We start from the raw sequence: 24,585 nt of genomic DNA on the forward strand, positions 1-24,585 counted from the left end.
TGAAACTAAAGCTTTTAATACGTTAATAAAATTGATACATAAGAGTCTAAATACTAAATACTAGCTACTAAATACTTAGAAAAAATGTTTCAAAACAATATAAAAATCGCTTGGAGGAACCTTAAGAATCAGAGGTTTTATTCCATAATCAAGATTGGGGGATTTGCATTTAGCATGGCTATTTGCTTATTGATTGTGCTTTATATACAGCATGAATTGAGTTATGATAAGTTCTATAAGGACTCGAATCAGATATTCAGGGTTGTAGGAGTAATTACAAGGGATAATGTGGTACAGAAGGGCGTTTCTATGCCTGCTCCTGCTGGGCCTGAATTGAAGGAGGAGTTCCCTGAAATTACAGCTTTTGGTCGCGTATTATCGAATCCGCTTTTTGGTGCAGGCAGTAATCAGGTTGCAACAAATGAAAACCCGGAACTGTTTAGTGAGGAAGGCTTTTGTTATGCTGATCAGGGCATTTTGGACATGTTTCCTATAGCAACGATATATGGTACTTTAAATCATGCTTTGGATAATCCCAATACGATTGTCATTACCAAAAGTAAGGCTGAGAAGTTATTTAAAGGGGATCCTATTGGAAAGATTATTTATCTAAATAATGATAAATCTAAGGGCTATAACATAACCGCTGTAATCGATGATATCCCAACTAACTCGAACTTTTACGGCTTTGATTTCTTTATGACCTTAAGTGGTCATGAACCTTACCCTGGGGAGAAACAGAACTGGTTAGCCTCCAATTATTCGACCTATTTCAAAGTAAAAGATGGAACAGATATTTCTCAACTAGAGAAAAAACTAACCAGGTCGTATATTGATGATCATTATCGACCTGCAGTAGTACAGGCTGGTATGGCGGTCAATGAAGAAATATGGAAGTCTGCGAAAATGACCTTACAGCCTTTGAAAGATATTCACTTGCATTCAAAGGGAATCCAAAATAATAAGATTGAAAACCAGAATCGAGGTGATGCCCAATTGGTCTACATCTTTGCCGGAATAGCAGCTTTAATTTTGATTATTGCCATCATTAATTTCATCAATCTTTCCACTGCCAATGCTAATACGCGTGCTAAGGAGGTTGGTGTAAGAAAAACGATTGGTTCTGACCGCAGTTCACTGATTTGGCAGTTTATTACCGAATCGTTATTATATTCCCTAATATCGATATTGATTGCCATTGCCATTGCTTATCTTTTATTGCCTTATTTTAATGGCATAGCTGGCAAATCCCTGACTTTCCCATGGAAGAATTTAGTCTATATTCCTTCACTCTTATTTTTTGGATGTTTTATAGGCGTAATTTCGGGTGTTTATCCTGCACTTTATCTTTCTTCCTTTAAACCAATTGCCGTACTCAAAGGAAAACTCCATTTAAAATCGGGGAACAACTGGTTTAGAAATGGATTGGTGATCTTTCAATTTTCTACATCAATTATCCTGATCATAGGAACATTAATCATCAATCAACAGGTAAAATATATTCTCCACAAAGATTTAGGTTTTAATAAGGAACAGGTCTTGGTTTTACGCGGGACAGGAACTTTGGATGGAAATCAAAAAGCGATGAAAGAGGAACTGAAAGGTATTTCGACTGTTTCCTCGGTTTCGGTTGGTGATTATTTACCGGTCATGATGGATGGGGTAAGACGGAATGGCAATGCCTATTGGATCGATGGCAGGCAGAATGAGGATGTAGGAATTGGCGGGCAAAATTGGTTGGTCGATGTAGATTACCTAAAGACATTTGGTATCAAACTGATTGAAGGCAGGAATTTTAATATGGAGATGCCGACCGACTCAACAGCAGTCGTCGTCAACCAAAGCATGGTTAAGGAACTCGGCATAAAAAATCCCATCGGAGCCAAGATCCGGAATTTCGCAACCTTTACCATCATCGGGGTGGTTGAAGATTTTATTTTTGGCGATATGAAAGGCGAGGCGGTAAAACCATTGGCATTGATGATAGGTGGTAGTCCTAATATGATTTCCATCAAGCTTAATACGAATAACCTCGAACAGACCCTTGCTGAAATCAATAAAGTTTGGAACAGTTTCTCTCCAAATCAGAAAATTCAATATACTTTCTTAGATGAAGGATTTGAGAATCTCTATGCTGACGTTCAACGCACTCAAGCGATCGTTTCAACCTTCGCCCTGTTCGCCATTTTTATTGCCTGCTTGGGATTGTTTGGCTTGGCAGCATTTGTCACTCAACAGCGGACAAAAGAAATCGGTATCCGAAAAGTATTAGGTGCAAGCCTTCCAGGGATTATCAAATTGCTTTCTACAGATTTTATAAAACTGGTTTTTATTGCCATTATTATCGCTTCACCAATTGCATGGTGGGCAATGAACAATTGGTTGAAAGATTTTAGCTATAGAATTGATATTAAGCCATGGGTGTTTTTAGCAGCTGGTGGTATAAGCCTGTTTATTGCTTTCTGCACCATTTGTTATCATGCTCTTAGGATTGGAAGGATCAATCCTGTCAATAGCTTGAAGGATGAGTGATTTTTTTTCAAGTATTTAGTATTAAGTATTTAGTATTTAGACCGATGGCTTTTAGTGGGGATGGAATTATTAACAGGGGTAGAGTTTGAACCTGGATGGAAGGGATTGGAGGATAGGCCAAGATCTGGATTCGAACCAGGATGCCCTTCGACGCAGCTCAGGGTACGGGATGGGAGGATGGGCCAAGATTTGGAAATGAACCAGGATGGGGGTTCGACGCCGCTCACCCAACGAGGATTGGAGGATAGACCAAGATTTGGGAATATTCCTGGATGGGATTTGACTTCCCCATACCTAACGACCCTGTCATCTTTGACCGAAGGTCAAGGAACTGTTCGCTAATGCAATCATAAGTGTTCATAACATTAAAATATAGGTTATGAAAGATCCAACTTAATTCGGATAGACCTCAGAATGATGGTTTAACCGAAATATTAGACAAAATAAAACCCCCAGCAGGGGGTGGAATCTTTTTAGAAAATGATTTGTTATATGGGAGAACCCCTAGCAGGGGTGAAATATTTTTCAACAGATCCTTTTATTGGTATTTATCCATTAAAAATAGTTTTCTCATCTTACGATTTCGAAATGAGCCCTATCCATAAAAAAATATTAAATAGATTCTTCGTTTTACTCTGAATCCCTCTACTTTCAAAACTTTAAATTCCCGGCATTAGCCCGCCAGAAATTTCTTTTGTCTATTGTCTTGTGTCTTATGTCTGAAAATTAGATTCTTCGTTGTACTCTGAATCCCTCTAATTTCTAATCTGTTGATTCTCTCGCAATAACCCAGCCGAGAGTTCTGTTGTCTTGTGTCTGATGACTATTATCTCCCCGACCGTTCAGTACCGAACAAAAAGCGTTCGATATCGAACATGTTAAACACCCTAAACAATTGCATTAATCTGTTTTTCAATACTTTACATTAATGGCAAATGTATTGTATTTTATTTCAGCGGGTAAATAGCTCAATGCAATTAGGCATTTACTCGAAGGGAAACACATTACCAATATTAACATGAATAATTTAAAGATAGCTTTTCGGAACATTCGCAAAAACAAGGGTTTTTCGATTATCAATATTGCCAGTTTAGCATTGGGGATAACCTGTTTTTTATTGTTGTTGGCCTATGTTTACCATGAGTTGAGTTATGATCGATATCTATCCAATTCGGATCGGGTTTCGCTGGTTACTTCTTCGGTGAAATCTCCGGAAGATGCTGATTTTACTTATTGGAGGGTAACTCCCACGGCTGTTGCTCCGGTCTTTGCAAAGGAATTTCCTGAAATCGAGAAAGCCGTCAGGATGTATACTTACAATAATGCTGCCTTGATCGAAAATGGCTCGGAATCAATTAAAGAGTCTGGTCTAAAATATGTGGATGAGGATTTTTTAAAAGTCTTAGATTATAAGGTCCTTTCAGGAAATGTAAATGCTGCACTATCGAATCCGAATGATATTGTATTGACTGAATCGTTGGCTAAGAAGTATTTTTCGAATGAAAATGCTATTGGTAAAACGATTATGATCGATAAATCACCTTGGACCATAACAGCGGTCATCGAGGATTTACCAACCTATACCGAAATCAAGTTTTCTGCTTTGCTATCAAACAAAGGCTTGAAGAGATACCAACAAGAACCTCAATGGGGATCAGCAAATGACATCACTTTTGTTTTGTTGAAAACGAATGTCAATCAGCAGGCATTACAGGAAAAGGTAGATGCCTTTATGAAGCAGCAACTGAAAGAACAATATGATGCTGGTTATACCATAAAAATCAATCTAGAAAATATTGAAACGGTGCATTTGCATTCAAAAGCAGCTGGTTCGGGGAATTTATTGTACCTCTATATCTTCGGCTTTTTAGCAGCTGCCCTCCTATTGATCTCGGCGGTGAATTTTACAAATCTTTCCCTTGCTCATGCTACGGAGAGAGCTAAAGAGATTGCTGTCCGTAAAGTAATTGGTGCTCATAAAAAGGGGATTTTCAATCAATTTATTGTGGAAGGCGGAATGATGGTGGGCATAGCTTTGGCAATGGGGATTCTACTTGCCTGGCTTTTATTGCCGGTATTCAGCATGTATTTAGGAGTTCCTATGAAGCTTGAGGTATGGTCCAACCCATATTTCTATTTAGCGGTTATAGTTTTCTTCATCGTATTGAATTTTATTGCTTCCGGTTGGCCAGCATGGGTGATCGCACAATTCAAGCCGATCAGCGTGATCAAGGGTCAACTCAAGTCGCATAGGACGAACTTCCCTTTGGCCAAGATCTTGATCACCTTCCAATATTGCATTTCGATCTTTTTGGTAATCTGTACTTTGTTTGCCTATAGGCAGATGCAGTTTATCCAGACCATGGATACTGGCCTGAACCGTTCTCAGATTGTTGTTTTGGATGGAGACGTATTACAATCTACAGGGGTGGAAAACTTGAAAAATGAACTTAAGAACATCGGATCCATCAAAAGTATTTCGGCTTCTTATGATTCGCCTGTCAATGTGCAGGGTGGTTATTCTTTGGAAACCTCTGATGGCAAGAATCCAAACTTCAGCATGGATATTACGGCATTGCCGATCGAACGAGACTTTTTGTCGACTTTTGAAATTCCAATTCTCGCTGGGGAACCATTGAATGAAACGGACATCATTAAAGCTAGAGATACTTCTGCAAACCGTTCCGTTGCCATCATCATCAATAAAATGGCGGCAGAAAGAATTGGGTGGACTCCAGAGGAAGCAATCGGGAAGACCGTCAATATTAATGGAAGAAGGGGACCTGTTAAGGCAGTGGTAGACAATTTCAACTTTGCTTCATTGAAAGAAGAAGTTCGACCAGTAGCGTTATTTCCTGAATACAGCTATTTTGGGAATGTTTTTGTAAAGATAAATGCAGGTGCCAAAACGACTCAAGCTTTACAGGATATACAGGTAGCCTTTAACAAAATATTACCTAATACCACCTTTAATTATCATTTCTTGGATGATGATTATGCTGCACTTTACAAACAAGAGCAACAAACCACCAAGATTATGCAACTCTTTGCCTTAGTCACCATAGTAATTGCTTGTATCGGTCTCTTTGCGATATCTGCCTATACAGCACAGCAACGCGTTAAAGAGATTGGTATCAGAAAGGTGTTGGGTGCTTCGGTAAGTAAACTGGTGGCTCTATTGACTTCTGATTTCATAAAATTGGTAGTCTTGGCATTTATAATTGCTATTCCATTAGGGTATTGGGCCATGGATAAATGGCTCAGCAACTTTGTTTACCATATCCATATTGAATGGTGGATATTCTTTGCTGCTGGCTTGATTACCCTCATGATTTCATTTATGACCATTGGAGGCCAGGCGTTTAAGGCAGCAAGGGCAAATCCGGTGGATAGTTTGAAGGATGAATGATTTTTTTAAAGTATTTAGTATTAAGTATTTAGTATTTAGACCTATGTCCATCCCTTAATAAGATTGAATTGGGGATTTAGTTTCAACTAATAAGATTATGAAGAACTTGAATTTGATTTTTAGGAAATTATGGAAGAATAAGTTATTTACCTTCCTGAATATTATAGGCTTGGCCATTGGGATCAGTGCCTGTTGGATCGTTTTTAGGCTGGTGAACTACGAATTGAGTTTTGACAAGAACCATGCTGAAGGGGAGAAAATATTCAAGGTATATGGGGTTTTCGATGAGGTAGGTTCTACTGATCGGTTTGATGGGGTTCCAACTCCATTAGCCAGATATATTAAGGAGAACCTTTCGAGTGTAGAGCTTTCGGTTCCGGTCAATAGGAGGTATTATCCAAAAATCAGGAACAGTTCGGACTCCAAGGAGAGTTTTACAATTGAACATCAAGAGAACATCATTGAAACTACGAGTGATTATTTCAAAATGGTTCCTTATGAATGGTTGGCTGGAAATCCCAATAAAGCTTTACAGCACCCAGATGAGGTCATACTAACCAGCAGTAGGGCGAATCAATATTTCCCAAATATGGATCCCAAAGAAGTTGTTGGAAAAACATTAATGTATGACACGACACTCTTTTCTGTTTCTGGAGTCGTAAAAGATCTGGAAAGTCCAAGTAGCTTTTTGGCAAAGGAATTTGTAAAGATATCGGACAGAAATTGGAATTCAGACCTTTGGGTTTCCTTTATGTCTGATATCACTTTATTTGTTAAATTAAAGTCGCCAAACAATAGGGATGCTTTTGTAAATGAAGTCAGCAAGAAAATCCATGAAATGACCAAAACGGAATTCGCTGAAATGAATACCAAGGCCAGAGCTGGGGTTACTCCGCTTGCCGATGTACATTTTGACAAGAACCTTCAGAACAGTTCGAATATTAAAGTAGTTTATGGATTCATCGGAATAGGAATATTTTTACTCTTATTAGCGACCATCAACTACATCAATCTGACTACAGCTCAAGTACCTTATCGAGCCAAGGAAATTGGCATCCGCAAAACATTAGGCGAACAACCTTTTGATGTCACCAAATCATTTTTGCTGGAAACATTTTTCATTAGTCTGTTCGCTCTATTTCTATCTTGGCCCTTAACCAAAATATTCGAAAAAGCATTTGCCTCTTATTTACCAGCAAACCTGAATTCATTTTCAGATATTTTGCCAGTAAGTATCTTCATAGTAGGCTTAGTCATTTTCATTAGCATTGCCTCGAGCCTTTACCCTGCTTACCTGATCAACAAGGTTCAGATCTCTGAGGTCATCAAGATGAAAGGAATTGGAAAATTATCGGTTGGAAGCATTTCCATCAGAAAGGTATTGATCATATTTCAATTTGTCATTGCACAGGGCTTTGTTGTTTCCACCTTTATCATGGGGATGCAAATGAAACATACCATGACTTCAGACCTTGGGTTTAACCATCAAGCATTGATTACAATGCAATTACCTTATAAGGTCGATCAAAATGCTGATGTCGACCCTTATGTATTTAAGGATGCTTTGTTAAAACATAGTCAGGTTGCTGGGGTGGCCCTAGGTCATTTACCATTGTCCAATAACCATTGGGGGAACTTTGTTTCTTCCACAGCGGACACTGGAGTAGTGAAAGTGAATGTGCCTTTCAAGTTTGTAGACAAAGACTATTTAGATGTTTATGGGATTAAGTTGCTTGCCGGAAGAAATATGACATTGGCAGATACCAGTTCAGGAATCATCCTAAATGAATTAGCTATCGAAGAAATGGGCTTCAAAAGTCCTGAAGAAGCGATTGGAAAAGCCGTAAGTGCCTATGGTAAGGACAGAACGATTAAAGGTATTACCTCAAACTATACCAGCAAATCTTTTCATACTGAAAAAGAAGGGGTAGCTATGTTGACTACTAAATTTAGAGGTCAGCTCCAATACATATCCGTCAAACTACATGCTGATCCAAAAACTTGGAAATCTTCTTTGGAGACAATCGAAAAAGAATGGAAGAATATATATCCCAATGCTCCATTTGCCTATAAATTTTACGATGAGAATATCCGTCAACTGTACGAGGCGGACCATAAGTTTTCTAAAATCATCAACCTTTCTACAGGGGTTACCATCTTATTGAGTTGCCTAGGGTTAATTGGTTTGGTGACTATTTCTACCGCTCAACGAACGAAAGAAATAGGGATCCGTAAAGTATTGGGAAGTTCCATTTCTGGAATCGTTGGCTTGCTTTCAAAAGATTATATCAAGCTGGTCTTAATTTCCATTCTTATAGCTTCACCAATCGCCTGGTGGGCGTCCAATAAGTGGTTAGATGATTTTGCCTATAAAATTGAAATATCTTGGTGGATGTTTGTAATTCCGGCACTGGCTACCGTAGTTATTGCCTTTTTGACGATGAGTTTCCAATCTTTGAAGGCTGCTAAGGCTAATCCCGTGGATAGCTTGAGGGATGAATAAATCAAGGGCTTTGCCCTTAGTGGATTTGAGAATGAGATGTGAGAATTGCGATATTTTGAACCAGGATGGAAGGAATGAGAGGAAAGGCCAAGATCGAGGAGCAGGAAAAGTCTAAATACTAAGTACTAAATACTAAACATAAGATATGATAGAGCACGATTTGAAAATAGCATGGAGGAATCTATGGAATAACAAAAGTTTCTCATTGTTGAATATTCTTGGTTTAACCTTGGGTTTTGCAGGGTTTATTTTATCTTATCAGTTTATTAATCGGGAAAGCAGCTATGATAAATGGAATCCAAATTATGATCGAATTTATCAAGTTGGGCTAGAGGCTAATGGAGAATACAGCGTTGATATGCTACCTTCGATGGCGCAGACGCTGAAAGATAATTTTCCAGAAATACAATATGCCGGACGAAAGATAGATTTCACTTGGGGAATTTATCCATTATTTGGAGAATCAACAGTCAATATTAAAAAAGCTCTTGCAATAGACTCTTCGATAGCTAGGATATTTCAAATTGAAAGTCAGAACGGCCCCTTATACAAGAATGCTGAGCAGAATGAGGCGAACCTAATCAAGGAACCGATTGCAAAATTGCTTTTTAAGGAATATCAAGATTTTAGTGAACCCAAGAGTGTTCCTGCATTAAGCCTTGCCATGGGGGTTCATGATACGTTCTATGGGCTGATTAAAGAAAGAAAACTTTCGATTATCGATGGCGATGTCCTCTATATTCGAAAAATAGATACCGAGGAAGAAGGTAACCCTTATCTAGTTCAGACCTTTATTCAAGTAAAAAAGGGTACCGATATCGAGCAATTGACGAGCAAAATAAATGACCTCTTTACCAACACATTTTCCAAGAAGGCAAGAATTCAAAGTTCGGCTTTTGCTAAAGGAAAGGCCTATTTGGATCCGCTTCAAAATCTATATTTAAAACCAAAAGCTGGCAGTAATACGAACTACCTCATCGTTTGGATCCTTGGGGTTATATCAATCACTATTTTGGTCTTGGCTTGCGCCAATTTCGCCAATATGATGATGGCAAAAGCCAATCAGCGCCTGAAAGAGTTAGCCATCAAGAAAATTTTGGGGAGCTCAAGATTAGCTTTGATACGGCAACTGCTCTTGGAAGTATTGATACTTACTAGTTTTTCCGCAGCCTTATCTTTTGTATTGCTCATCATCACTGGAAACTCCTTGCAGAAATGGTTTAATGATGATCTGATGAGTTATATCCTGAATATTCAAACTTTGGGTCAATTGCTGATTGGAGTTTTGGTTTGCACCTTGATATCAGGAATATATCCTGCGGTTTCGCTATCTAGATTTAATTCTGTGAGATTATTAAAGGGTAACAATCTTTCCTTTGGCATGAATAACCGTCTTCGGAATATTCTAACCATAGCCCAATTTATTATTGCGATCATATTTGTAACTGGCATGTTTGTCGTAAGACAGCAAGTCAATTTCATGAAGGAATCTGATAAAGGATTTGAGCCTTCCCAGGTTATCAATTTTATCGGGGTTGCAATGTATTATGACAATAAGGTTGACGGGACTTTTTATGATTTCAAGCAGCGATTGCTACAAGACCCAAGTATTGTTTCCGCTTCGCGAGCAACCACTATTCCTGGAGCCAGAGAGTTGCCGCCTCAATTTGAATTTATGTATAACACTGTAAAACAGGACTTGGATCATGTGGGCATTGATCCTGAGTTTTTCCAGACATTAAACATCAAATTCTTGACCTCTGGAAACCATCTTTCATTGGACAAAATAATTACGGACTCTACCAAAAATTATGCTGTCATTAATGAAGCTGCAGCAAAAGCATGGAACCTTGACAACCCGATAGGAGCTTCCATCGCTGGTTGTGATGCTAATTTTGAAATCGTAGGGGTGGTGCAAAACAGCATAGCCTATGGATTTGAAAACAAAGTGAAACCAACAATTTACTCATACAAGGATGAATGTGGCAAGGGAAGATTTAAAACAGCTTTTATTGTAAAAACCGCGGATGGAAAAACGGAGGCAGCGATAAAAACCATAGAAAAGGAATGGTTGAAAAACCCTTCTGCTGAATCATTGCCTTTGGATTATGAATTTATGGACCAAAGCTATGCCAGCTTGCAAAAGAAACAACTAGAATTGCAAAAGGCATTCAATGGATTTACATTATTGGCTGTTATTATTGCTTGTCTAGGATTGTTTAGCATGTCTGCATACCAGATATCTATCAAAAGAAAAGAAATGAGTATCCGGAAGGTCTTAGGGGCTTCAATCGCTTCTATCTTTTTCCAACTCAATAAGCCATTCTTTAAAATATTCATTATTGGGACCGTGATTGCAGTGCCAATTTCTTACCTTTTAATTGAATCTTGGCTGAACAATTTTGCCTATCATATTGAAATAAAATTCTGGTATTTTGGTCTAGCCATTCTAAGCATATTGTTTATGTTATTTATTACGGTATGCTTCCAATCATTAAAGGCAGCAACGGAGAATCCAGTGGATAGCTTGAGGGATGAGTAAACAAGGGCTTTGTCCTTAGTGGATTTGAGAATTGAGATGTGAGATTTGAGATATTTTGAACTAGGATGAAAGAGATGAGAGGATTGGCCAAGATCGAGGAGCAGGAAAGGTCTAAATATTAAATACTTGATACTAAATACTATAAAAAAAACATGATAAAATTAGAACACATATTTAAGTGGTACAATGTTGGTGGTACCCGGAACTTTATATTAAAGGATATCAATCTGGAAATCAATGAGGGAGATTTTGTTTCCATTATGGGGCCTTCTGGGTCTGGGAAGTCGACTTTATTGAATGTTATTGGGATGCTGGATGAACCTGATGAGGGTAGTTATAATTTTATGGGGGAAGATGTGCTGAACATGAAAGCGAAGAAGAGATCGCAATTGTTTCAGTCGCATATCGGATATGTATTTCAATCTTACCATTTGATTGATGAGTTGACCGTGTATGAAAATATTGAAACGCCATTGATCTACAAGAACCTTTCGTCTTCAGAACGGAAAAGCATTGTATCCGATATGTTGGACCGATTTAATATCGTGGGCAAGAAGGATCTTTTTCCGGCGCAACTTTCAGGTGGACAGCAACAAGTGGTGGGCATTGCGAGGGCATTGGCAGGATCGCCAAGATTGTTATTGGCTGATGAGCCTACCGGAAACCTGAATTCGAAACAAGGCGAGGAAATCATGGAGCTGTTCAAACAACTGAACGAAGATGGCATGACCATCATACAAGTGACTCACTCTGAGAAGAATGCAGAATACGGCAAGTCCATCATCAATATGCTGGATGGTCAATTAAAATAACAATTTGCTGAAGGATTTTTGGGATTGCCTTTTATTTCGTAAATTTCATTGTGAATGAAAAAGAAATTAAGGCACTCATCTATCTTTTGGATGATCCCGACCGGGAGATTTTTCAAGAGATAGAGCACAAACTAATCACATGTGGGCCTGAGGTTATACCTTTATTGGAACACTCGTGGGAATCTTCTTTTGACCCGCTTTCACAAAGCAGGATTGAAAACATCATTCATAAAATCCAATATGACCAGGTCAAGAACGACCTTCAACTTTGGAAACTTAACAACTCCGAGGACCTCCTGGAAGGCCTGCTGATCATCAACCGATATCAATATCCCAATCTTCATGAAGAACAGGTTTATTACCAACTGGCGGAACTGCGCAGAAATGCTTGGTACCACCTGATGTATGATATGAGTCCGGTGGAGAAAGTAAAACTGCTCAACAATATCCTTTTCCGGGAATTTGGTCTCTCTGGAAACACCTCTAATTATCATGATCCGCAAAATTCCTTTATCCATAAGGTACTGGAAACAAAGAAGGGAAATCCGATCAGTTTGGCCTGTATCTATGCATTGGTGGCCCAGAAGCTAGACATTCCAATCTATGGTGTCAATCTTCCGAAACATTTTGTTTTGGCCTATGTAGACGGAGAGAATCAGGATAAGGTCCAATTCTATATCAATGTTTTCAACCGTGGTCAGATCATGCGCGAAGAAGATATCTATGCTTTCTTGAGACAGTTGAACCTACCGCTTTCTGATAACTATACCCTTCCCTGCGATAATATTGCGATCATAAAAAGGGTTCTGAGAAACCTGATCGCAGCCTATGAGCATGTTGATAATGCGGAAAAGAAATTTGAAGTGGAAACCTTGCTGACGTTAATCGAAGAAGACGAGATTAATTAACCTCGTCTTCCTATATAAATTCAATATTTTTCTTATCTAATTCCGGGCATCCAGGGATATTCCTCTTGGAACCGAAGCTTCGGCTCTTCCAGGTTGCTGATATTGATAAGTTGCATTTGGCGCAACATCTCCATTGTCTGTCTTTAAGAATCGATAAACTGCTTTTGATATTGGATCAGCAACATAGATATATTTGCTGTCCTTTCTGAAATCAAGTTCTACATCCACTGGTTGTTTTAACTTGGTATTTACCCCTTTAATGATACGTGTTGGGCTGATAGCACCAGATGCGGCACTAATTTTCGCATAATCATCAAAGATCAGGATTCTTCCCTCGTAAGTAGCTGATGCTCCTGTTCCAGTCTGTACAAAATCTGTCAGAGCTAGCATATTGTTCACTGTATCAACCGACATTCCACGGATATTAACTGCATCTGAGACCGTCAGTATCTTAGAAGGCTCGACCGATTGGACTATTGAATCTCGGGAGATAACTAGATTGTCGTAAATTTCAACTCCTCCATTAGCACCAGATTTACTTACCACCAATCCACTTTTGACAATGGTCACATCCCAAGGTACAATTTCGTTTTTGAAATGATAGGTCTGTCCAGGTTTCCTGAATTCTGACAATCCTCTAGGTCTGTCGAATACATAGTAGGCCGGTGTTCCACCGCCATTGGAAATGGCATACAATTTATCCAGACTTGGGTGGAATACTAAACCTCGGACATCTCTTAAAAGGCCTTGACGAATTCTATTGTTGTCATTGCTCAATGCACCCGTTTCACCGATATTAAGCTTATAGACGAAGGTATCTGTAACCGTTGTATTAATAGATGATTGAAAAATGAGTCTTGCACTTGGATTAAAATAGATGGTATTCCCCCCCTTCACATTTGATAAAAAGGGAGTGGCACGAAGCCCCATATTTTCTTCATCATCTGAATTAGGCAATAGCACAACATTGTTGAATTGCGTTAAATCAGGGTTATCGTTAAAATCAGAGTAAGATATATAGAGTCTTGAAATCGAGTTGCTTGCAGGTGGTTCATCATCGTCTTTTTCACAGGAATAAAATCCAATGAGGGTGGCAATGGCGAGGAGAGCGAATAAGTACTTCAGTTTCATAAAATAATCAATTATATTACAAATGTATAAAATAATCGTTTGAAGGCGAGCTCTCAGGGCTTTAAGATTGTTAAAGTTGGTTAAATAGATGTATTTCCGTAAAATTGCAGAATAGATAATAAAGCAATGGAGAACAAAGAATTTGTAAGAGAGAAGTTGGAATTGCCCAACGAAGGGAAAAAGCTTTTGCTTCACTCCTGCTGTGCTCCCTGTTCTGGTGAGGTAATGGAGGCATTGATTGCTTCAAATATAGATTTCACGATCTATTTCTATAATCCTAACATTCATCCACGGAAGGAGTACGATCTAAGGAAGGAGGAGAATATCCGATTTGCCGAGAAGCACAATATTCCATTCATTGATGCCGATTACGATGTTGATTATTGGTTTGAGTTGGCAAAAGGCATGGAGCATGAACCTGAAAGAGGCATTCGCTGTACCATGTGTTTCGATATGCGTTTTGAGAAAACAGCGGAATATGCGGCCCAAAATGGTTTTGATGTCATCTCTAGTTCATTAGGAATCTCACGTTGGAAAACGATGAGCCAGATCAACGACTGTGGAGTAAGAGCTGCTTCGCGATATCCGAACATGGAATATTGGACATTCAACTGGCGCAAGAAAGGTGGTTCGGCGAGAATGTTGGAAATCAGCAAGAAAGAAAGGTTTTATATGCAGGAATATTGCGGTTGTGCCTATTCATTGCGCGACACCAATAAATGGCGGATGGCGAACGACCGTCCGAAAATTGAATTAGGAAAAAATTATTACGAATAGCCTAGACGATTTTTTAAAATAAATTTCATTTATACTTATTTAATCGTTACTTTTGCAGGCTCAAATGCAAGATTGTGAAGTATCTAAAAAAATACAGAATACCATTTTCAGGTCTTTCAACAGGTAAGCACAGTTTTGACTTTGAAATCGACGAGAAGTTCTTTGCATGTTACGAACATTCCTTGCTACAGGAAGGCAATCTAAAAGCGGTTGTCGACTTGCAGAAACAGGAGAACATGTTGATAGCTAATTTCGACATTCAAGGCACCATAAAACTGACTTGCGATGTTTGTCTATCGACCTTTGATTCCCCAGTTCACATTAAGGAACGTGCTTTGGTAAAATTCAGCGATGAAGATTGGAATGAGGACACGGAAGAAGTGATCACCTTATCCAAGAACGACTATGAATTGGACATCGCTCCGTTGCTGTATGAATACATCAATGTGGCAGTCCCTCCCTATCCTAAGTGTAATGAAAACGGAGAAGGGATAGCATGTGACCCGGAGATGTTGAACAGGATACAAAATGAAGAAGAAAGCTCGTCTGAGGAGGACAATGAAAACATTGACCCTCGTTGGGAAGCATTGAAGAATATTAAAAATAACTAAAACAAAAGATACGAGATGGCACATCCAAAACGTAAAACTTCTAAATCTAGAAGAGACAAGAGAAGAACACACTATAAAGCTGAATTACCTAGCTTAACTGTTTGTAAAGAAACTGGCGCGGTGCACAGACCTCACCACGCATACACAGTAGACGGTAACTTATACTACAACGGTAAATTAATTATTGAGAACACCGCTGCTGTCTAACGACATCTTTCTTAAAAACATCCCAAAAAAGTATAATATTTTATATTATTAACTTTCACTTGGGATGTTTTTTGCGTATTATTGAATAATATAAATAATAACGAATGAAGATTGGATTAGACGTGTTGGGAGGGGATTTTGCTCCTGATTCTAATATCAAAGGAGCGATTGAAGCTCAAAAACAGCTGGACGATTCGCAACGGATTGTGCTATTTGGTGATGAAGAAGCCATTAGAAGCGCTATTACCGAAGCTGGATCTGACCCCTCAAAATTTGACTATGTTCATGCACCTGAGAACATCAGTATGCACGAACATCCCACAAAAGCAATCAGCCAAAAGCCTAACTCTTCTATAGCCAAGGGATTTGACTTATTGAAAAACGGAGAGATCGATTCTTTCTCTTCAGCAGGCAATACTGGCGCTATGCTGGTAGGTGCCATGTTCAGTGTAAAGACCATTACAGGGGTATTGCGTCCTGCCATTGCGACCAATGTACCGAAGCTTAAGGATGGCTTTGGGATCTTGTTGGACGTAGGGGCCAATGCAGACTGTAAGCCGGAAATGCTGAACCAATTTGCTATCCTTGGAAGCCTGTATGCAGAACATGTTTACGGCATATCCTCACCAAAAGTTGGCTTGCTAAATATTGGTGAAGAAGAAGAAAAAGGAAACAACCTAACCATCGCAACCTACCCTCTTTTAAAAGAAAACAACAAGATTAATTTTATTGGAAATGCAGAAGGCCGTGATCTATTCAGTGATCATGCCGATGTAATTGTTTGTGATGGCTACACTGGAAATGTAGTACTGAAGCTAGCTGAATCATTTTATGTAGTTACTCTGAAGAAAGGTTTCAAGGACCAATTCTTTGACAGGTTCAATTACGAGCAATATGGCGGCAGCCCAATTTTAGGGGTAAATGCCCCTGTAATCATTGGCCACGGTATTTCAACGCCGAAGGCTATAAAAAATATGGTATTATTGTCGAGAGATATGATCGCCTCAAAATTCATTGAGAGGATCAAATCTGCATTTAACTAAAACATATGTCTAAAATTCACGCAGCTATTACTGCAGTACATGGTTACGTTCCGGACTACATCCTGACCAACAAGGAGTTGGAAACAATGGTAGACACTAACGACGAATGGATCGTAACCCGCACAGGAATCCGTGAGCGAAGAATATTAAAAGATCCAACAAAAGCTACTTCTGACCTGGCTGTGCCAGCAGTAAATGGCCTATTGGAGAAAAGAGGGATTTCTGCTGAAGATATCGACCTAATAATCTTCTGTACCAGTACGCCGGATATGTTATTCCCTGCTACAGCAAATATCTTGGCAGACAAAATTGGAGCTAAAAAAGCTTGGGGTTTTGATCTTCAAGCAGCTTGTTCAGGATTTCTATTCGGATTGACCACGGGTGCTCAATTCATTGAATCTGGAAAACACAAAAAAGTATTGGTTGTTGGTGGCGATAAGATGTCATCAGTAGTCAATTATAAAGACAGAAATACCTGTATCCTATTCGGAGACGGATGTGGAGCAGTATTACTGGAACCAAATGATGAAGGAAATGGCCTGATCGACGCTGTTTTAAAAACAGACGGATCTGGTGGACAGTTCCTGAACATTAAAGGCGGTGGTTCGTTGAACCCGGCGACTCATGAAACGGTAGATGCTGGCCTTCATTACGCTTACCAAGAGGGACGTACAGTATTTAAATTTGCCGTGACCAATATGGCTGATGTAGCTGTTGAAGTGATGGAGAGAAACAAATTGACCTCGGAAGATGTTAATTGGTTAGTTCCACATCAGGCGAACAAGCGTATAATTGATGCAACGGCAGAACGTGCTGGACTACCTGAGGAAAAAGTAATGGTAAACATTCAAAAATACGGAAATACTACCAGCGGCACCATTCCATTGTGTTTATGGGAATGGGAAAGCCAGCTTAAAAAAGGAGACAACCTAATCTTAGCAGCATTTGGCGGAGGGTTTACATGGGGCTCTATTTATTTAAGATGGGCGTATTAATCTGCATTTTATTATTACCTTTATAGCTATTTATTTTTTAAAATTATTAAACAAACCTACTAGCATATGAGTATGGATATTAAACAAATTCAAGATCTTATCAAATTCGTTTCCAAATCGGGTGTGAATGAAGTATCGATCGAAGAGAAAGATTTTAAAATTACGATAAAGACTAATCAAGAGCCTACTTACGTAACGGCAACACTTCCAGCACCTCAGGTTGCTCAAGCAGTTGCTCCAGTTGCTGCTCCTGCACCAGTTGCTGCTGCTCCTGCAGCTCAGGCACCTGCTGCTGATGAAAGCTCAAAATATATCACTATTAAGTCTCCAATTATCGGAACATTTTACCGTTCTCCAGGACCAGACAAAGCATCATTTGTGAATGTAGGTGATGATGTTACACCTGGAAAGGTTATCTGTATCGTTGAGGCAATGAAATTGTTCAATGAAATCGAATCTGAAGTATCAGGTAAAATCGTGAAGATTTTGGTAAATGATGCTCAACCTGTAGAATACGACCAACCTTTATTCTTAGTAGATCCTAGTTAGTTTTTGGAGTAATTCCAGAAACTTTTTTTATTGTGCTAAGAGATAAAGTGTTACATCAAAGAGTATTATGTTCAAAAAAATATTAATTGCAAATAGAGGTGAAATTGCACTTCGAATTATCCGTACTTGTAAGGAGATGGGTATTCAAAGTGTGGCAGTTTATTCAACTGCTGACCGTGATAGTTTACACGTTCGCTTTGCGGATGAAGCTGTTTGTATCGGCCCTCCTGCTAGTAAAGATTCCTATTTAAATATTCCAAATATCATTGCAGCAGCAGAACTTACAAATGCTGATGCAATCCACCCTGGATATGGTTTCTTATCCGAAAACGCTAAATTTTCTGCTATCTGTGCTGAATATGGCATCAAATTCATCGGTGCTACAGCGGAACAGATTGAAAAAATGGGAGACAAAGCTTCGGCCAAGGAGACCATGAAGAAAGCTGGTGTTCCAACTATCCCAGGTTCTGAAGGTTTGTTGCCAGATGTAAAAACTGGTTTGCAAATTGCAAAAGATATGGGTTACCCTGTCATCCTTAAAGCTACGGCCGGTGGTGGTGGTAGAGGTATGCGTATCATTTGGAAAGATGAAGATTTTGAAAATGCTTGGGATTCTGCTCGTCAAGAGTCTGGTGCAGCGTTCGGAAACGACGGTTTGTACCTAGAGAAATATGTTGAGGATCCTCGCCATATTGAAATCCAAGTAATCGGTGACCAATATGGAACAGTATGTCACCTTTCTGAGCGTGACTGTTCTATCCAAAGGAGACATCAAAAATTAGTTGAAGAGGCTCCTTCTCCATTCATTACGCCAGAATTGCGCGCTAAAATGGGTGAAGCTGCTATCTTAGGTGCCAAAGCTGTAAAATATGAAGGTGCTGGAACAATCGAGTTCTTGGTTGACAAACACCGCAACTTCTACTTTATGGAAATGAACACACGGATCCAAGTAGAGCACCCAGTTACTGAAGAGGTAATCAACTTTGACTTGATCAAAGAACAGATTAAAGTTGCAGCAGGTATTCCAATCTCTGGTAAGAGCTACGAGCCTACTATGCATGCAATCGAATGTCGTATCAATGCGGAAGACCCATTCAACAACTTCCGTCCATCACCAGGTAAAATTACCAACTTCCATTCACCTGGGGGTCATGGTGTGCGTGTAGATACGCATGTTTATTCAGGATATACTATCCCTCCAAACTACGACTCCATGATCGCGAAATTGATTTGTGTAGCCCAAACTCGTGAAGAGGCTATCAATACGATGGAGCGTGCGTTAAGTGAATTCGTTATCGAAGGCGTAAAAACAACCATCCCACTTCATCTTCGTTTAATGCGTGACCCGAACTTTAGGGCAGGTAATTTCACGACTAAATTCATGGAAACTTTCGACCTTACGGAGTATCCTGATGAGGAGGTTGTATAAAATTTACTTTACATATACAAAACATGCCATTCTTCGAGAGAAGAATGGTATTTTTGTTTTCTTACGATTAGATCACCGCATTAAAACTACATGTCCAAGAATATCAAACTTATAGAGGCAATCAAGAATAAAGGAAAGAACATCGAGGCGGAAATGTCCTTCTTCGATCATTTGGAAATCCTAAGGTGGCACATCATCCGTTCTGTAATTGCTATTACCGTATTTGCGATCCTTTCATTTACATTTTACGATTTTGTTTTCAACCAGATCATCATGGGACCGAAGAACTTGGACTTCTGGACCTATAGAATGATGTGTAAGGTTGGGGCAGCCTTGAACCTGGAAGGTTTCTGTGTAGAGAAGATCCCATTCAATATCATCAATACGGAATTGGCGGGTCAGTTTATGCTTCAGATCAACTCCTGTCTATTGATGGCTGTTGCTTTGGGCTTCCCTTATCTCCTATTCGAAATCTGGTTATTCATTAAACCGGCTTTGACCGATGTTGAAAGAAAATCGGCTAGAGGATTTGTATTCTACGCGACGGTGCTCTTCGTGATAGGTGCATTATTCGGCTACTATATCGTGGTTCCTTTGTCGGTTAACTTCCTTGCGAACGTATCATTAAGTGATGAAATCACGAATCAGATTACAATAGACTCTTATTTATCGACCATTGCGACATTGACACTAGGTTGTGGAATCATCTTCTTGCTTCCTATCCTGATCTTTATCCTGTCTAAGATAGGAATCATGACCCCAGAGTTTATGCGTGCTAGCCGTAGATATGCCATTGTGATCATCTTGGTCATTGCAGCTATCATCACCCCTACAGCGGATGTTATCACGTTATTGACGGTAAGTGCTCCAATGTTTATCTTATATGAATTGAGCATCATGGTTTCGGCGAATGTTAAAAAAGCGAAGGAACTTGCAGAAAAAGAATTTTATAATACAAAATAATACATCATGTCTAAAAAAATTGCAATTGGCAGTGATCACGCTGGGTTTGAATATAAAACAGCATTAATCACATTCTTAAATGAATTAGGTTATACTGTTCAGGATTTCGGTCCTGCTACTGCAGATTCTGTTGACTATCCAGATTTTGCACATCCTGTATCTTCAAGTGTAGAGAGCAAAGAGAATGAGTTAGGCATCTTGATCTGTGGCAGTGCAAACGGAGTTGCCATTACAGCTAACAAACATCAAGGCATTCGTGCTGCAATTTGCTGGTTGGAGGAAATTTCAGCTCTAGCTCGTCAACACAATGATGCAAATATCGTTTGTATTCCAGCTCGTTTTATTGATCTTGACCTAGCAAAACGTATTGTTCGCACCTTCTTGACAACAGACTTCGAAGGTGGCCGTCATGCTAACCGTGTGAACAAAATTTCTTGTGCATAACCAATTTAAAATCGATAATGAAAAAATTACTTATTCTTTCTTTTTTGATACCGTCGCTGTTCAGCTGTTCGGTAGCTCAACAAGCAAATCAAAAGAAATATGCTGACCTCTTAACCGAAGAGTCGGCAAAAAAACACCTGACCATTCTTGCTTCCCGTGAGTTTGAAGGACGTGGAACTGGGCAAGAAGGCGGTAAAAAAACTGTTGAATACATTGCAAATGTATTCAAGGAATTAGGCTTAACACCAGCAGTAAATGGTTCTTATTTCCAACCTGTAGCATTGGAAAGAACATCTTATATCGTTGATAAATTCAGCATCAACAACAAAGCACTGGAAAATGGAAAAGACCTATTTATCCAAGGCAACAATAACAGCAGGGACTTCAAGGCTTCTGATATCGTTTTCGTAGGCTACGGAATCCAATCTGATAAATATAATGACCTTAAAGGCTTGGATATTGCAGGTAAAGTGGTATTGGTAATCAACGAAGGAGAACCAACCAAAGACGGCAATTCCTTGATTTCTGGAACTTCTACACCTTCCGATTGGTCGACGAGCCGTTTCAAAAGAATTCAGGAACTGAGCAAACTTAAGCCACAGATGATCTTGGCAGTTAGCTCTCAGAATGCAGAGATGATCAGCCGTTTTGGAAACCGTTTGACCGGAGGTCGTTTTTCATTAAAATCTAATGAAACCCAGACCAACCAGCCTAGCATGGATATCCCAGTAGCAAACATCACTGTGGAAACTGCCAATCAAATCCTAGCAACTAAAAACACTACTGTAGAAAAAATCAAAGAATCGATCAATAATACAGGAAAAGCAAATTCATTTGATGTAAAAGCATCAGTAGATGCTACCATGGGCGTTAAGAAAGAGGAATTCCATGATCCAAACGTACTAGGTGTAATCGAAGGGACTGACCTTAAAGATGAAGTTGTAATTATCTCTGGACACTATGACCATGACGGAATCCTTCCTGATGGAACATTCTTTCCAGGAGCAGATGACAACGGTTCAGGAACTGTAGGTGTTATGGAATTGGCAAAAGCTTTTGCAGCAGCTAAAAAAGATGGCAAAGGTCCTAGAAGAACTATCCTGTTCATGGCATTTGCTGCAGAGGAGAAAGGTCTATTAGGATCAAATTATTACTCTCAGCATCCGATCTTCCCATTGAGCAACACAGTAACCTGTTTGAATATGGATATGATCGGTCGTATTGATGATAAGCACTTGAACGGAAACCACAATTACATCCATGCTATTGGATCAGATATGTTGAGTTCGGAATTGAAGGCAATCAATGAGAAGGCCAATAAAGACTACACACAAATGGAATTAGATTACATGTATGATGATCCAAAGGATCCAATGCGCATCTATTACCGTTCTGACCAATACAACTTGGCCAAACATGGTATTCCAGTGATTTTCTTCTTCTCAGGATTACACCCTGACTATCATACACCAAATGATACCGTGGATAAAATCGACTTCCCAATGATGGCTAAACGCGAAAAACTGGTTTTCCATACAGCTTGGGAAATCGCTAACCGTGACAAAAAATTAGTGGTTGATAAAACACCTGCTCCAGCACAATAAGCAATTTGAGCAAACAATATTAAAATGGGCAGAATGAGAATTCTGCCCATTTTTTGTGCAACCCTCTCTCCCCTAAAACCTTATCCCTCAAAATATTTTCACTTTTTTCTTGCAGATCATGAATACGATTGTATATTTGCAGTGTACTACCACATTAATACACTAAAACAATACGCTATGTTAACCATTAAATCATTATCGTATTATTATAAACCGAACAAGAATATTCTTTGGAATATCAACACAACTTTAAAACCCGGAAGCATATATGGCTTATTGGGGTTAAATGGTGAAGGCAAGACCACATTATTGAAGCTTATCGTCGGCATGTTGATACCAAAGGATGGAAGCATCGAATTCAAAGGACATTTCAGTTCAGAACGGATCGCCGAATATTTCAATGAGGTATATTTTCTCCCAGATTACAGCAAATTACCTGATCTTGGGATTGAACAATTCGGAAAGCTGTATGGTGCATTCTACAGCAAGTACGATCATCAACAGTACTTGGACTGTATCAAGGAATTCAATATCCCAATCAGCAATAGGCTTAGAGCGCTTTCATTGGGACAGCATCGAAAGGTCCATCTTTCTTTTGCATTAGCCTGCAACAGTTCGGTCCTATTGATGGACGAACCGACCAATGGATTGGATATCCCTTCAAAGGCAGTCTTCAGAAAATTGCTCAGCAAGTTTATCAATGAAGACCGAATCTTCTTGATTGCAACCCATCAAATCCGCGATGTAGATGTATTATTTGATCATTTAATGATCATGAAAAGTGGCAGCCTGGTTTTAGATGAAAACATCTATCAATTATCAAAAAAACTCAAGGTCAGCAAATCAACTGCAGATGCTGAAAAGGCGCTATATGTTCAGGAAGAACTTTCTGGACCTTATTATTTAGTGGAAAACCATTCAGGCTCCGAATCCAAATTGGACATAGAATTCCTCTTTAATGCATTTACCAACAACCCTAAACCAATTGAATTATGAAGACAGTATTTCAATACCTCAACTGCATTTTTGCGTCTCATCGTTATTTGTTGATTTCGATTCCAGTTATTGCCATCATATCCTATTCCATCAGCTTGATATTTATTAGCAATGACCTATCAACCTACTTGTTGTCGCCTAAAACCGAAATCAATGACAATATGTTAATCAATCTTGTGGACAGCACTAATATCAGATGGAGCTTTGCATTGATTGTAGGGTTGCCTTTCATTCATTTAACCTTTATTTCCAACCTATTCTATAAAAGTTATGATTTCACTATTCCGATGAATTCCTGGCAGAAGCTAACTGCTTACCTATTGATCGGGCTATTCATTCTCTTATATAATTACCTCATTATCCTTGGCCTCAATTACATCATAGAAATATATTTCAGGCAACAGTATTGGGACGAGGTTATAGCGGCATTAGACCGTCAGGGCAAACTCTACACTGAAATCTCAAAATATAGCATCTTTTATAACGGCAGCTTCACGATCATATCTGCCCCGATGGCCTTATTGTTTTTCTTATTTTACCCTTACTTTTTATTTGCTGCTCTCTATTTCAGAAAATACAGCCTTGTTATTTCGGCGGCCATTTTACTCACAGGAGTAGCTTTGGGAATTTTTATTAGCTCAAGAATTTGGGATGGGTATTCCTATAATATTTCCAACCTATCCTATATGACCTTCTACAGCTGGGGACCGACCTATGTGGCTGCCTTAATTACCTATATCGGTTTTTATTATTTTTTAAAGGAAAAGGAGGTCTAAATGCAGTTTCAATCAGATAAACCCATATACCTGCAGATCATCGACATCGTCATGGAGAAAATCCTTAAAGATGAATGGCAGGTCGGAGAGAAGATCCTCTCTGTCCGGGACTTTGCTTCCTCGGTGGAAGTAAACCCCAATACCGTCATGAGAGCTTATGACAAGCTCCAGCAAGATGAAATTATTTTCAATAAAAGGGGACTAGGCCTATTTGTAGCTGAAAATGCCATACAGATCATCCTCAAGGAAAAGAAGGAAAATTTCATCCAGGTAGAAGCTCCCAAATTCTTCCAGACTGCGAAACTGTTGAAGATTACGGAAGAAGAATTAATCGAACTCTATAAATCGAACTAA

Annotated in this window: 21 protein-coding genes; 20 read left to right on the forward strand and 1 reads right to left on the reverse strand. The window is 39.1% G+C overall.

Annotation, left to right across the window (positions count from 1 at the left end; translation table 11 throughout):
- The first annotated feature begins 84 nt into the window (after nucleotides 1-84).
- From RT138_RS09360 to RT138_RS09390, 7 genes are all read left to right on the forward strand, one after another.
- Nucleotides 85-2,532, forward strand: a complete 2,448-nt coding sequence (locus tag RT138_RS09360) for an ABC transporter permease (RefSeq protein ID WP_313190456.1) — start codon at nucleotides 85-87, stop codon at nucleotides 2,530-2,532.
- Nucleotides 2,533-2,592: 60 nt separating this feature from the next.
- The gene (locus RT138_RS09365; RefSeq protein ID WP_313190457.1) at nucleotides 2,593-2,874 is read left to right on the forward strand and encodes a hypothetical protein; all 282 of its coding nucleotides are present in this window, start codon (nucleotides 2,593-2,595) and stop codon (nucleotides 2,872-2,874) included.
- Nucleotides 2,875-3,550: 676 nt separating this feature from the next.
- On the forward strand, nucleotides 3,551-5,941 hold the full coding sequence (locus RT138_RS09370; RefSeq protein WP_313190458.1) for an ABC transporter permease: 2,391 nt from the start codon (nucleotides 3,551-3,553) through the stop codon (nucleotides 5,939-5,941).
- A 97-nt stretch (nucleotides 5,942-6,038) separates the two neighbouring features.
- Complete coding sequence (locus RT138_RS09375) at nucleotides 6,039-8,444, forward strand: ABC transporter permease (RefSeq protein ID WP_313190459.1); 2,406 nt, start codon at nucleotides 6,039-6,041, stop codon at nucleotides 8,442-8,444.
- 145 nt (nucleotides 8,445-8,589) lie between these two features.
- Nucleotides 8,590-10,986: an FtsX-like permease family protein gene (locus tag RT138_RS09380; RefSeq protein ID WP_313190460.1), complete on the forward strand. Its 2,397-nt coding sequence runs from the start codon at nucleotides 8,590-8,592 to the stop codon at nucleotides 10,984-10,986.
- A gap of 152 nt (nucleotides 10,987-11,138) precedes the next feature.
- Nucleotides 11,139-11,798: an ABC transporter ATP-binding protein gene (locus RT138_RS09385; protein WP_313190461.1), complete on the forward strand. Its 660-nt coding sequence runs from the start codon at nucleotides 11,139-11,141 to the stop codon at nucleotides 11,796-11,798.
- Nucleotides 11,799-11,845: 47 nt separating this feature from the next.
- Nucleotides 11,846-12,706, forward strand: a complete 861-nt coding sequence (locus RT138_RS09390) for a transglutaminase-like domain-containing protein (protein ID WP_374670339.1) — start codon at nucleotides 11,846-11,848, stop codon at nucleotides 12,704-12,706.
- A gap of 36 nt (nucleotides 12,707-12,742) precedes the next feature.
- Here RT138_RS09390 and RT138_RS09395 read toward each other — a convergent pair whose 3' ends face one another.
- Complete coding sequence (locus RT138_RS09395; RefSeq protein WP_313190462.1) at nucleotides 12,743-13,837, reverse strand: hypothetical protein; 1,095 nt, start codon at nucleotides 13,835-13,837, stop codon at nucleotides 12,743-12,745.
- A gap of 126 nt (nucleotides 13,838-13,963) precedes the next feature.
- Between RT138_RS09395 and RT138_RS09400 the strand changes: the two genes are divergently transcribed.
- From RT138_RS09400 to RT138_RS09460, 13 genes are all read left to right on the forward strand, one after another.
- Complete coding sequence (locus tag RT138_RS09400) at nucleotides 13,964-14,614, forward strand: epoxyqueuosine reductase QueH (protein WP_313190463.1); 651 nt, start codon at nucleotides 13,964-13,966, stop codon at nucleotides 14,612-14,614.
- A gap of 74 nt (nucleotides 14,615-14,688) precedes the next feature.
- Nucleotides 14,689-15,225: a YceD family protein gene (locus RT138_RS09405; protein ID WP_185211082.1), complete on the forward strand. Its 537-nt coding sequence runs from the start codon at nucleotides 14,689-14,691 to the stop codon at nucleotides 15,223-15,225.
- Nucleotides 15,226-15,240: 15 nt separating this feature from the next.
- Nucleotides 15,241-15,432, forward strand: coding sequence for a 50S ribosomal protein L32 (gene rpmF / locus RT138_RS09410; protein ID WP_093100719.1), 192 nt, complete (start codon nucleotides 15,241-15,243; stop codon nucleotides 15,430-15,432).
- A 104-nt stretch (nucleotides 15,433-15,536) separates the two neighbouring features.
- Nucleotides 15,537-16,475, forward strand: coding sequence for a phosphate acyltransferase PlsX (plsX, locus tag RT138_RS09415; protein ID WP_313190464.1), 939 nt, complete (start codon nucleotides 15,537-15,539; stop codon nucleotides 16,473-16,475).
- Nucleotides 16,476-16,480: 5 nt separating this feature from the next.
- Nucleotides 16,481-17,470 carry a beta-ketoacyl-ACP synthase III gene (locus tag RT138_RS09420; RefSeq protein ID WP_313190465.1) on the forward strand — a complete coding sequence of 330 codons (990 nt, stop codon included), beginning with the start codon at nucleotides 16,481-16,483 and terminating at the stop codon, nucleotides 17,468-17,470.
- A 66-nt stretch (nucleotides 17,471-17,536) separates the two neighbouring features.
- Nucleotides 17,537-18,019, forward strand: a complete 483-nt coding sequence (accB, locus tag RT138_RS09425) for an acetyl-CoA carboxylase biotin carboxyl carrier protein (RefSeq protein WP_185211087.1) — start codon at nucleotides 17,537-17,539, stop codon at nucleotides 18,017-18,019.
- Between the two features lie 67 nt (nucleotides 18,020-18,086).
- Nucleotides 18,087-19,448: an acetyl-CoA carboxylase biotin carboxylase subunit gene (gene accC, locus RT138_RS09430; protein WP_185211089.1), complete on the forward strand. Its 1,362-nt coding sequence runs from the start codon at nucleotides 18,087-18,089 to the stop codon at nucleotides 19,446-19,448.
- Between the two features lie 90 nt (nucleotides 19,449-19,538).
- The gene (gene tatC / locus RT138_RS09435; protein ID WP_185211091.1) at nucleotides 19,539-20,411 is read left to right on the forward strand and encodes a twin-arginine translocase subunit TatC; all 873 of its coding nucleotides are present in this window, start codon (nucleotides 19,539-19,541) and stop codon (nucleotides 20,409-20,411) included.
- A 6-nt stretch (nucleotides 20,412-20,417) separates the two neighbouring features.
- Complete coding sequence (gene rpiB, locus RT138_RS09440; RefSeq protein WP_185211093.1) at nucleotides 20,418-20,855, forward strand: ribose 5-phosphate isomerase B; 438 nt, start codon at nucleotides 20,418-20,420, stop codon at nucleotides 20,853-20,855.
- 17 nt (nucleotides 20,856-20,872) lie between these two features.
- Entirely contained in the window at nucleotides 20,873-22,459 is a 1,587-nt protein-coding gene (locus tag RT138_RS09445; protein WP_313190466.1) for a M28 family peptidase, read from the forward strand.
- Between the two features lie 177 nt (nucleotides 22,460-22,636).
- Nucleotides 22,637-23,455: an ABC transporter ATP-binding protein gene (locus RT138_RS09450; RefSeq protein ID WP_313190467.1), complete on the forward strand. Its 819-nt coding sequence runs from the start codon at nucleotides 22,637-22,639 to the stop codon at nucleotides 23,453-23,455.
- Entirely contained in the window at nucleotides 23,452-24,231 is a 780-nt protein-coding gene (locus RT138_RS09455) for a hypothetical protein (protein ID WP_313190468.1), read from the forward strand. The genes RT138_RS09450 and RT138_RS09455 overlap by 4 nt, the downstream gene beginning before the upstream one ends.
- The gene (locus tag RT138_RS09460; RefSeq protein WP_185215980.1) at nucleotides 24,232-24,585 is read left to right on the forward strand and encodes a GntR family transcriptional regulator; all 354 of its coding nucleotides are present in this window, start codon (nucleotides 24,232-24,234) and stop codon (nucleotides 24,583-24,585) included.

Origin of the sequence: Sphingobacterium sp. (assembly GCF_032065005.1) — a bacterium.
Taxonomy (GTDB): Bacteria; Bacteroidota; Bacteroidia; order Sphingobacteriales; family Sphingobacteriaceae; genus Sphingobacterium.